Raw genomic sequence first — 11,285 nt, 5'->3', positions numbered from 1 at the left:
CGCAGTAAACAGCCAACTCTGATGAGTGGCGAAATCTCATGGTTTGGAATTGGAAATGACTCCCCGAATGACGGGGGTATTAAACCCCTGAAAATGACAAGCGTCATTTTCAATAACATTTTCTGGTTCACAAAGGATCATCGTCAATCTACACCAATACTATCAATGCAGAAGTTTTTCCATAAAAACATTTATAAAACACTTTCCTCAAAATGAATCAAGAGGTGAAGCATGAGTCTGATATCCGGTCTTTTCATTGTCGGCATCACAATAATACTGGGTCTTGTCTCCCAGTACAGCTTCAAGAAGACAAAGATTCCTGATGCACTCATCCTCATAATATTCGGTGCAGTGCTCACCTTCTTCGGCCTGACCTCAAGCATCGACAAGGAGAATCCGATACTCAACTTCCTCATAACATTCAGCCTGATATATGTTGTGTTCTACGGAGCACTGCCAATAAAGATCAGGGCGATATTCTCAACAATGAAATACGCCTTCCTGTCATCCCTCCTCAATTTCATATTCATAACAGCAGCACTCGGCGCCATAGCATATTTTGTCGGGTTCAGCTGGGCATTCGCCCTATCACTCGGCGCACTGTTCTGTGTGATTGACGGGACGATAGTCAACAGCCTCCTGGACATACTTAAAGTAAGCGAGAAAGCAGAGGCGCAGATCCAGATAGAAGGTGCTGTTGTAGACACATTAGTCATCGTGGGGGTCATGACGATCATTAATTTCGCCAACATGACCACGAACCAGATAATCTCAAGCCTGAGCAGCTACCTGTTCCTCAGCTTCGGAGTCGGACTTGCTGCGGCAATCATCTGGGCCTTCACACTGAAATATGTGGGGGATTACAGCAGCGCACCAATAGCAACAATGGCAATACTTGTACTGCTGTATGCATTCGCTGAATACATAAAAGCAAACGGAGTCATAACTGTATTCTCATTCTCAATCATCATGGGGAATGTGGCATTATGGAGCAGGCTGATGTACAAGGAACAGAAAGGCCAGACAGCAATGCTTGACATCTCGACAAAAAGCTTCTTCAGGGACATAAGCTTCCTGATAAGGACATTCCTTTTCGTCTATCTGGGAATCCTTGTGGATTTCACCCAATGGGTCTATCTCCTTATCGGATTAGGCTTCTTCCTGATCGCCTATACCATAAGATCATTCATCTACAGGATAGTCTCAAATGAAGAATTGACAAAAAAACAGCTTTATCTAATAGAAGCCATGGCAGCAAAAGGCCTTACACCAATTGTCCTGCTTGCTGTTGTGCAGGCAGATGTCAGGTTCGCAAACATAGTGATCGGCGGGATATTCTTCAGCGTGCTTGCAACATCAATCCTGATACCCCTGATCGAAAATGGAAAATTCACATCACCAAGCGAGCTGATCCTCAGAAAAATCCATAAGAGATATGATAAATAGCCCACGCCGGTAGTGGAAACCTAAACGGTTTCCGGACCTCGCGTGGCTTTAAAGGATTTCACTTATGTTCAATCCTTTTGATAGCCCCGCTCGGTAGTGCAAATCTTTGATTTGCGGACCGCACAGGTCTATCTCACTTTATTCGATAGCCCCGCGCGGATTCGAACCGCGGTCAACGCATCCAAAGTGCGCTATGATTGGCCAGCTACACCACGGGGCTGCGGGTCAGAATGAATATTGAGCTTTTATAAATCTTTCTTGTAGGTTATATCCAGGGTCCCAATATTATTTCTGCTTATAATCTCTGCTAATTATGCATAGAGACTGTTGCCAGGCCTTCATATAAAATCAGAACCAGACTTGTCCTGTTTTTCTACCTGTCCTTTTTGATCCTTTGCCCTTTTCCTCCCAATTGCGGGAAAATCCAACGGAAAGAACATTTCTTATCCAGATTTGCGAAGCAAATCTGGTCCGGACCTCTTGGATTTTCTGTCAACAGATACAGCTTGGCGTAGATGCAGAGTCTTAGTGAAGAATATCCTCTCACCTATATGTGTTTTTATATAATCATCGCCTAAACTGCTGCAAGAACTCCTCTTCTGCAAAATGAAGCTTGCTGGGGATAATGAGGCAATGTGGGGGAGCGCCGAAATCCTCCTTCAACAGATCACTTGCCTTGCCAAACACTATCTTCTGCTCTGTCCAACCCAATCTGGCGCAACCGATGCACAGGGTATCGCCCCTGAAGACCTTCTCATTGCGCTTCAATTCTATCTTCTGAAGATTCCTTATCGCATCATTCACAGTCATGAACCTGTCGTCATCAGGATTGAGATCGAGCAGTATCAGGGTATGGGCGTCGATAGACTGGTTTGCCTTCACGATATCATAATATGCCTCTGCATCCGGGTTGTCGTCGGGGAAAGGGATGCTCGTTGTCCTGCCGAACTTGTAGAGCTGAAGACCTGTTGCACCGACAGCATTCAAGACTGAGGCATTATGGATGACCTTGACCTCAACACCTTTCTTCCTTGCGCGCATGATAAGATCAATATGGGTTGTTGCAGAGAAAGGGTCACCCATTATCAGCAGGGCAACCTTCTTTGTCCTGGCAAGATCAATCAATTCATCTGTGTTCTCAAGCTTCTGCCTGAAAGCAGGCCTTACCCTCCTGCCATAGACTTCAGAAAGCCTATCAATTGAACAGATCATCTTTGAGGTGTAATTCTCAAGAAAGACCTCATCGCATTGCTTAGCAAGGCCAAAGCCCCTGACTGTGATATCCTGTTCATCATAAAGTCCAAGACCTATAATATAGAGTGTCATGATAGTCCCAATCCAGATTTCCTATATATAACTTTGTCCTGAATCTTGCCTAAATTTCTTTCATATGTAAGATTTCGTCCCAAACCTGTGATAACACTACTTTTTAGTAGTTACTTAATGTGGTATAACTTCCCCTAATATCCAGATTCGTATACTAATATAATACTGGAAACTATATATTTTAACAGCAAAAAGTATTTATATAAGGTTTAAATAGAATAATAACTATTGTTTTTTATTAAAAGAAAGAAATTTTGAGTTTTTTTGGCGGAAAACTCAATGTTTTGGTGTTTTTGGGGTAATTTGGCGATAAAAGATAGTCCCCTGAATGCAGTCACATATTGGCGTATGCAACTGCTGTTTCTTGGTAGTGTAATTAGTATACCTGTATTTATAGTTTTCGGTCCGAATCGTGTTCGGGTTTGATCCGGGCCAAAGCAGAGATATGAGAGGTATATCAACGCTGCCTTTGATGGCAGGCAAAAAAACAAAAGGGGGATGGACAGATGGATTTCATCGTAAAAGATGCATTGGAAGCACAGAAAAGAAATGAAGTACAGATGGAGCCTGGACAGGCAAACATCAAAGTTATCGGAGTAGGCGGTGCAGGAAACAACATGGTCAACTGGCTCTATAAGAAAGGAATCAAGGGTGCAGAGATAATCGCCTGCAATACTGACCAGCAGCATCTCAATATAACAGAAGCTGACAAGAAATTCCTTCTCGGAAGGGACCTTACAAGAGGATTAGGCTGCGGCGGATTCCCTGAAAAGGGAGCAGAGGCTGCAAAAGAGAGCATCCAGAGCCTGAAGGAATCACTACAGCTGTCAGACATGGTATTTGTCTGCGCAGGAATGGGCGGAGGAACAGGCACAGGAGCAGCGCCAGTCATAGGCTCAATCGCAAAATCCATCGGCGCCATCGTGATCGGAACAGTCACAATGCCATTCAAGATAGAGAGAGCAAGAGTGGACAAGGCAGAGTTCGGTCTGCAGCAGCTGAGGAATGTGTGCGACACAGTCATCGTCATCGACAACAACAGACTCGTGGCAATCGCAGGAAACCTGCCGGTACAGCAGGCATTCGCAGTCGCAAACGAGCTGATCGCAACAATGATCAAGGGGATTGTCGAGACAATCGCAATACCAAGCCTTGTCAACCTTGACTATGCAGATGTTAAGGCAATCATGACAGACGGCGGAGTAGCAGCCATCGGAGTCGGTGCATCTGACACTAACAACAAGGTCGAAGAAGCAGTAAAGGGCGCATTGCAGAACCCATTGCTTGACATCAACTATGAGGGTGCAACAGGAGCGATCATCCACGTCGCTGGAGGACCAGACCTGACCCTCGACGAGATAGCAAGGGTAGGAGAGCTAGTGACCGAGTCAATGGACCCAGACGCAAACGTCATCTGGGGAGCAAGGGTATCCGAGAACATGAAAGGGAAACTGACAGTGATGACAATCATCACAGGAGTCAACAGCCCATGGATCCTCGGCAAGGACTCGAAAGGATACGGCAAGGCAATGAGCGCAGAAATGAGCAACATGCTCGGGATCGACATCCTAAGGTGAGGCGAATTCATGCTGAATTCTTTGCCTTCATTTTTTAACCACCCCCAACCCTTTAACTAATGAAGGCAAATAATCACCTCCATTGCCTCGGCAATGGAGTTTTTTTCTTTTTTTAATCAATTCTAACCAAAATGTCAACTGAGAACCTGTACCTGTCCTGATGATTCTTTGCCCTGCTTTCTAACTTGAGGAAAAATCTGACAGGCAAGAGAGATAATATCCAATTCGCAGAGCGAATTGGGCGTGAACTGCCAGATATTTAAGCTGCGACTAAACAAGGCAATTGGGCAGGCGCTCAAGAACAAAAATATTATAAACCAGCACAAGGCATGATATGCAAAATGATAATACCCTCAAAAAGGACAGAGAAGATACATTACGCAATAAGAGAGATAGTCGAGAAATCACGACAGCTAGAGAAGAAAGGCATAAAAGTACTGCCTCTCAATATAGGGGATCCGATGAAATTCGATTTCTCAATACCGATGCACATGCAGGAAGCAGTCAAGAAAGGCCTAGCAGATACAGGCAGCTATTCATATGCAACGGGAATACCTGAGGCACTTGACGCCATCAAGAAAGAGGCTTCAAGAGACCATAGGTGTGATGTCTCCACTGATGATATAGCTGTGACCAACGGACTCAGTGAGGGGATCACATTTGCACTCGGATGCCTGCTCAATCCAGGAGAGAACATACTGCTGCCGAGGCCAGTGTACCCGATGTACACAGCAGCAGCCAGCTACAATGATGCAGAATGCAATTTCTATGACCTGGATGAAGAGAACAGCTGGATGCCTGACGTTGGGGACATAAGGAAAAATGTGAATGACAAGACACAGGCAATAGTTGTCATAAATCCTAACAATCCTACAGGCGGGGTCTATTCAAAGAAGAACCTCAAAGCAGTTCTTGACATAGCTGCCGAGAACAAACTTGTTGTCTTTGCAGACGAGATATACAGCAAGATGGTGTATGATGACATGCCTTTCTATCCTATGGCATCACTGACCAAGGATGCCCCGGTGGTGGCCATGAATGGGCTATCCAAATCATACCTGTGCCCAGGCTGGAGAGCCGGCTGGCTGGTCTTCCACGACCCGCAGCAGCAGATGCAGGAATACAAGAATGCAGTGTTCAGGGTCCTGAGAGCAAGGCTATGCCCGGTGCATCCGACACAGCTGGCGATAAAACCTGCGCTTGAAGGCCCGCAGGATCATCTGCCTCTGGTCAACAAGAAACTGAAAGAACGGGCGCAGATAACATACAAGATGCTGAATGAGATAGACGGGATAAGCTGCGTAAAACCAAAAGGAGCATTCTATGCATTCCCGAAGATAGATGTCCCAGTGCCTGACAGGGAGTTTGTCGAGGGATTCCTGATGGATAAGCATGTCATGATGGTATATGGATCAGGATTCGGGCAGAAAGAAGGCACAAAGCACTTCAGAGTCGTATTCCTGCCAGAACCGCATGTGCTTGAGGATGCATATAATCGATTGGCTGATTATATGAAGAAAATCAGACAATAAGAAATAATGACATTATCCAAAAATAATCTAACTTATCCCTTCTAATCTATATCCATCTGTTCTTAGGATCCTGCTGCTCGTCGGTATATCTCTCAAAATCAGACTTCTTCCTGCCGAAAATCGATTCCTTTATCTTGGTGCCGAGCTTCTTCGAACTCTTGATCGTTGCCTTTTTTGCCCTGGATGCACGGCCCCAGATGACCTTCGATACATCCCTCATGACAGCGTCGATATCCTTAATCCTTGCATCATACCTGTTCATGAAGAAATTCTTATAAATGGGCTCCCTTTCAGGGACAGGCACTTCCTCATCAGGATAACCCAATGTTATGATGATATGAGGCCTGGCATATTCATAGATATTGAGAATTGATTTGACTCTATCCTCATCAAAAGCGCCCACCCAGCAAGCGCCTAAGCCAAGAGCATGGGCCATAAGCAGCATATTCATGGCTGCAGCCGCATTGTTCTGGATAGTATAGAGCTTGTCACCCCTGATTCCATAGAATCTCACAGCGTGATGGGAAAGACCACAGACCACAATATGGACAGGTGCCTGCTCCATCCAATACTGCTGCATAGAAGCTTCAGCAAGAGCTTTCCTGCTGCCTTCATCAGTCACGACAATGAATTTCCAGTTCTGAAGATTACCGGCAGAAGGGGCATACCTTCCAGCATCAAGGACCTCAACAATCTTGTCCCATTCAACCATCCTATCCTGGTACTTCCTAATAGAACGCCTGGTCTTGATGAGTTCAATCAGAGGATATGCTTTTTCCATCTCCTGCATACCCACTTTAAATATGGGGCGATATTTAAATCTTTTGCGTGTTTTTCCAGAGGAGAGCCTATAAGGCCTGCATAAATCATATGGCGAAGATTTCAGCAGGGATTTCAGCAGGGATTTTAGCTGGGATTTTAGCTGGGATTTCAGCAACATTTTTAAGAAGATAAGAGATTCAACAGAACATGCTATACAAAGACCTCGCGCAGGTATATGCAAAGCTTGAATCGACGCCAAAAAGGCTTGACAAGACATACCATGTGAGCCAAGTTCTCAAGAAATCAGGCATGCAGGACATAAAACAGACCATACTGCTTCTGCAGGGAAAAGTCTTCCCATCATGGGACTCCACAAAGATAGGGGTCGCATCAAAGCTCATACTCAAGGCAATAAGCATAAGCACCGGAATCCAGATTGAGCAGGTCGAGGACAGGTGGAAGATAAGGGGAGATCTCGGGCTTGTGGCAGAAGAGCTAGTCAAGAAGAAGAGACAGGCAACATTGTTCCAGAAGGAACTGACTGTGCTCAAGGTTTTCAGCAACTTAAGGAAACTGAGCTCAGTTGAGGGGAGCGGATCAGTCGACATCAAGGTAAAGCTGATAGCAGAGCTGCTCACAAGCGCAACGCCCCTGGAGGCCAGGTATATAGTGAGGACAGTGCTCCAGGAGCTCAGGGTCGGGGTCGGGGACGGCTCGATAAGGGATGCGATAGTGTGGGCATATATGCCAAAAGCTGTCGGGATATTCCACAGATGCGAAAAATGCGACAAATGGATGCCCAACACGCCAAGATGCCTGGAATGCGGCAACGAACTCGACACAAAATTTGATATATCAAAGGAGAAAGGAGAGACAGAAAAGAAGATCATAAAGATCAAGAGCAAGGATGAGCTTGAGGATGCGGATCTAGACGAGAAGGAATTCATAATCACGCCAGACGAACAGACGGCACGAGATGTATACAATGCCCTGGTATGTTTTGTCGAAGAGGCACACAGCGTCTCAAATGACTATGCGCTTGTGGCAAAAGTAGCGATGTCAGAGGGGATCCAGAGCCTGAAGAACATAGTCCTCCAGGCAGGGACGCCGATAAAGGTGATGCTTGCACAGAAGACCAGCGATGTGGAGACAGGATTCAGCAGAGCAGGAAGCCCAGCAGTCCTCGAATACAAGTATGACGGATTCAGGATGCAGATACACAAATCCGAAGGCGGGGTCGAGATATTCACGAGACGGCTTGAGAATGTCACAAAGCAGTTCAAGGAAGTCGCTGAGCTCGTCGAAAAGCACATCGATTCAGAATCATACATCCTTGACTGCGAAGCAGTGGGCTATGACCCGAAGACAAAGAAATACCTGCCCTTCCAGAGCATATCGCAGAGGATCAAGAGGAAGCACAACATAGAAGAGATGGCAAAGAAGTTCCCAGTGGAACTGAACATATTCGACCTGATATTTGCCGACGGGAAAAGCTTCATAAAATACCCATTCCTCGAGAGGCGCAAGAGGCTGGAGAAGATATTCAAGAACCCTGCCGAGAGAAGGATCAAGCTCGCAGAACAGCTTGTCACATCAGACATCAAGGAAGCCGAGAGGTTCTACCATTCATCGCTTGATGCAGGCAATGAAGGCATCATGATCAAGAAGATAGATGCGATATACCAGCCGGGTTCCAGGGTCGAAGGATGGCTGAAGCTGAAACCTGTCATGGAATCACTCGATGTGGTCGTGGTAGGGGCTGAATGGGGAGAAGGGAAGCGGAGCGGATGGTTCACCAGCTTCTCAATCGCTGTGACCGATGAGAACGGGAATTTCCTCGAGATCGGAAAAGTGGGCACAGGATTCAAGGAGAAAGAGGATGAAGAGGGAGTGACATTCAACCAGATGACAGAACTGCTGAGGCCGCTGGTGATATCTGAAAAAGGAAGGAGCGTACAGGTACAGCCGCAGATCGTCATCGAGATCAATTATGAAGAGATACAGAAGAGCCCGACATACAGCTCAGGATATGCCCTCAGGTTCCCACGCATTGTCAGGCTGCGAGACGACAGGGCGCCAGATGAAGCAAGCACCATTGATATGATAAAAGAATTCTACAGATCGCAGAATAAATGATGCGGATATTACAGATCCGTCTACAGATTAATCTTCTCCCTTATCTTCTGAGGAGCGTCCCTGATATGGGTGTAAGCATAACTGATGCCCCTACCAAGCATGGGCTTGACATGATAATTCATCTGATTGTCATATAAGATCTTGAAGCTGCCAAGAGTCGTACCCATATAGCGTACATGTCGGATATAGCTGAACGTGGTCTTGACCCTGTGTGTTATCCTGCAGGTCCTGCCCATAACATAGTTCTGCCTCTTCCTGATATTGTTCAAGAAAGATTCAACATCATCAGCGTACGAATAAGTAATCACATTACTGATCTCAGATTTATTGTGGGCATCACTGCCTCCGACAAAGCATTTTCCGGAGTTATCTGCCATCTTCATGGAGCATTTGATATAGTGTTTTGGCAGAGCACCGCCAATCGCCTCGTAGCCATCAATCAGATCAGGAACATTTGGATTATTCTTCAGATATATCCGGAAATCAGTGGATATCGGCGATGCAGGATGGGCAATAAAACTGAGACAATTATATGGGGCTGAAGTCTGCAATACCTGCATCAGACTGATATTTGTCCTCCCATTAGGATTCTTGCCGATATTTTTCCTGATATGCCTATCAAAATATTCAGCCAGCTCTTTTGCATCATAGAAATACAGCAATATATGCGGGCCTTCAACAGTATTTATCTCTATACCTGGAATGATAAGATTCTGGAACCTATAATTCTTAAGCATCCTATATGCCCTTATGTTCTGATGATCAGTTATTGAGATCCCTATGCCTTTCTTCGCAGCTGTCTTCAGAGATATATGCAACGGGGTCAGGCCGTCAGAATATCTTGTATGCGTATGCATGTCAACAAGGGAGTATCCCTGCTTAAGAAGATCCTTAATCGGGGGTTTCCCATAGACAACCCTTTTTGGCTCCATGGAACACCATAAGGGGACGCCATATAAAAATATATCTGCCTGGATTTATATTTGCGCTGAATCTCAAAGCTTAACAGCGATGGTGCTGGGAGCTCTCCTGCCGATGCAAGGGCCATCCCTGACCTTGAAGCCGGCTGAGACAAGATTCTTCCTGACTGAACCCGCGCAAGAATAAGTTGTAAGGACTCCGCCCTTCTTCATCATCCCTGATATGTCCGAGAGGAACTCTTTGCTCCAGAGATGAGGGCACACTTTCGGAGAGAAAGGGTCAAGGAAGCAAGTGTCAAAAATGCCCCTCACGCTCTTGATGGTCTTCAAAGCATCGCCCCATACAATCCTGATAGAGATATTATCCTTCCTGATCATGCAGTCCTTTGATGCAAAGAGCTCCCTGATGAGATGATAATGCTTCAGATGCGGATAGATCAACCCAACAATATTCTTCAGGAAGGGATCATTCTCAAGCCCGACAATATCTATTGATATGTCCTCATTATGGTTCCGGATGAAATCAATAGCAGCGCAGGAATTATAACCCAGACCGAAGCATACATCAAGAATGGATATCCTGTCAGCGGTCTTTATGATGTCCGGGATGTTCGAAGGCTCCACGAACTTCTTCATGCTCTCCTCAACTGCACCAGAAGCAGAGTGATAAGTCTCATTGAAGAACGGGTTCCTGAATGTGACAGAGCCGTCGCCGGTCAGGACTGCGGCATATCCCGCGCTCTCTGTCCGAGCTTCTGCTGTGCCTTTCCCTGACCTGCCGCCTTTCATCAGAAGGTGTCTTGTTTTGAATATATTTAAATATTTGATGGTCAATCATCAAATCATGGAGAGGATACAGAAAATAATCTCGAATTTCGGCTATTGCTCAAGGAGAAAGGCTGAGGAGCTAATAGGGAGAGGGAAGGTTCTTGTCAATGGGAAGCCCATCAAGCTCGGAGACAAGGCAGACAAGGATCATGACAGGATAACCGTCGAGGGAAAGGACCTATCTGCTCCGAGAAAGACATACATGATGCTCAATAAACCAAAAGGATATCTTGTGACACTCGCAAAAGGCAAAGCTGAGAGAGACAAGAAGACGATAACAGACCTCATCAGGACAAAAGAGAGGATATTCCCGATCGGCAGGCTGGACTACAACACCGAGGGGCTGCTCCTATTGACAAATGACGGGGATTTCGCGAACAGGATAATGCATCCGAGATATGAGCTGAAGAAGGAATATCATGCTAAGCTCGACAGGGACCTCACAGGACAGGATTTCCAGAGAATCAACCGGGGCATAGTAATAATGGAAAAAAAGGTGAAGCCTGACAAGCTATCTTATCTTGACACCCAAAGTGAGATCAGCATAGAGCTCCACGAGGGCATGAACAGGATCGTCAGGAGGATATTCAAGCAGCTAGATTATGAGGTCCTCGGCCTGAAGAGAGTGAAGATAGGTCCATTGGCACTCGATATCAAGCCAGGACAGACAAGATATCTCACAACAAAAGAGGTACAAGACCTGATGAAGCTGTCAAGAAACGAAGCTATAAATAAGAAACAACAAAATAAATAACCAT

General features: G+C 45.8%; 10 protein-coding genes and 1 tRNA gene. 6 read left to right on the top strand and 5 right to left on the bottom strand.

The genetic code is table 11. The annotated features are described in order from the left end of the window. Both JW968_06800 and JW968_06795 read left to right on the top strand, forming a co-directional pair. Positions 1-216, top strand: a 216-nt coding sequence (locus JW968_06800) for a hypothetical protein (GenBank protein ID MBN1386648.1), incomplete at its 5' end; no start/stop codon positions are given. A 15-nt stretch (positions 217-231) separates the two neighbouring features. Then, positions 232-1,446 (top strand): cation:proton antiporter, encoded by a 1,215-nt coding sequence (locus JW968_06795; protein ID MBN1386647.1) that lies wholly within the window; start codon positions 232-234, stop codon positions 1,444-1,446. A gap of 146 nt (positions 1,447-1,592) precedes the next feature. Here the strand turns inward: JW968_06795 and JW968_06790 are convergent. Further along, positions 1,593-1,666 (bottom strand) — tRNA-Gln (locus JW968_06790). Positions 1,667-2,013: 347 nt separating this feature from the next. Continuing rightward, entirely contained in the window at positions 2,014-2,772 is a 759-nt protein-coding gene (gene dph5, locus JW968_06785; GenBank protein MBN1386646.1) for a diphthine synthase, read from the bottom strand. 506 nt (positions 2,773-3,278) lie between these two features. Here dph5 and ftsZ point away from each other — a divergent pair. Together ftsZ and JW968_06775 are read left to right on the top strand one after the other, a co-directional pair. Next, on the top strand, positions 3,279-4,349 hold the full coding sequence (gene ftsZ, locus JW968_06780) for a cell division protein FtsZ (protein ID MBN1386645.1): 1,071 nt from the start codon (positions 3,279-3,281) through the stop codon (positions 4,347-4,349). A gap of 329 nt (positions 4,350-4,678) precedes the next feature. Further along, a complete protein-coding gene (locus JW968_06775; protein MBN1386644.1) occupies positions 4,679-5,881 on the top strand; it encodes an aminotransferase class I/II-fold pyridoxal phosphate-dependent enzyme in 1,203 nt (400 codons plus the stop codon). A 46-nt stretch (positions 5,882-5,927) separates the two neighbouring features. Here JW968_06775 and JW968_06770 read toward each other — a convergent pair whose 3' ends face one another. Further along, positions 5,928-6,671, bottom strand: coding sequence for a nitroreductase family protein (locus tag JW968_06770; protein MBN1386643.1), 744 nt, complete (start codon positions 6,669-6,671; stop codon positions 5,928-5,930). A 179-nt stretch (positions 6,672-6,850) separates the two neighbouring features. Here JW968_06770 and JW968_06765 point away from each other — a divergent pair, with 179 nt between their 5' ends. Then, positions 6,851-8,779, top strand: a complete 1,929-nt coding sequence (locus tag JW968_06765; protein ID MBN1386642.1) for an ATP-dependent DNA ligase — start codon at positions 6,851-6,853, stop codon at positions 8,777-8,779. Between the two features lie 20 nt (positions 8,780-8,799). Here JW968_06765 and JW968_06760 read toward each other — a convergent pair whose 3' ends face one another. Continuing rightward, on the bottom strand, positions 8,800-9,711 hold the full coding sequence (locus JW968_06760; protein MBN1386641.1) for a histidinol-phosphatase: 912 nt from the start codon (positions 9,709-9,711) through the stop codon (positions 8,800-8,802). 63 nt (positions 9,712-9,774) lie between these two features. Continuing rightward, complete coding sequence (locus JW968_06755) at positions 9,775-10,488, bottom strand: hypothetical protein (GenBank protein MBN1386640.1); 714 nt, start codon at positions 10,486-10,488, stop codon at positions 9,775-9,777. Between the two features lie 55 nt (positions 10,489-10,543). On the opposite strand from JW968_06755, the gene JW968_06750 reads away from it, so the two are divergent. Beyond that, a complete protein-coding gene (locus JW968_06750) occupies positions 10,544-11,281 on the top strand; it encodes an rRNA pseudouridine synthase (protein ID MBN1386639.1) in 738 nt (245 codons plus the stop codon). Positions 11,282-11,285 lie beyond the last annotated feature (4 nt).

The sequence above is a fragment of the Candidatus Woesearchaeota archaeon genome, assembly GCA_016928155.1.
Classification (GTDB): Archaea; Nanobdellota; Nanobdellia; order Woesearchaeales; family JAFGLG01; genus JAFGLG01.
The sequence above is the reverse complement of the archived record's forward strand: the minus strand, read 5'-3'. Positions and strand labels throughout refer to the sequence as shown.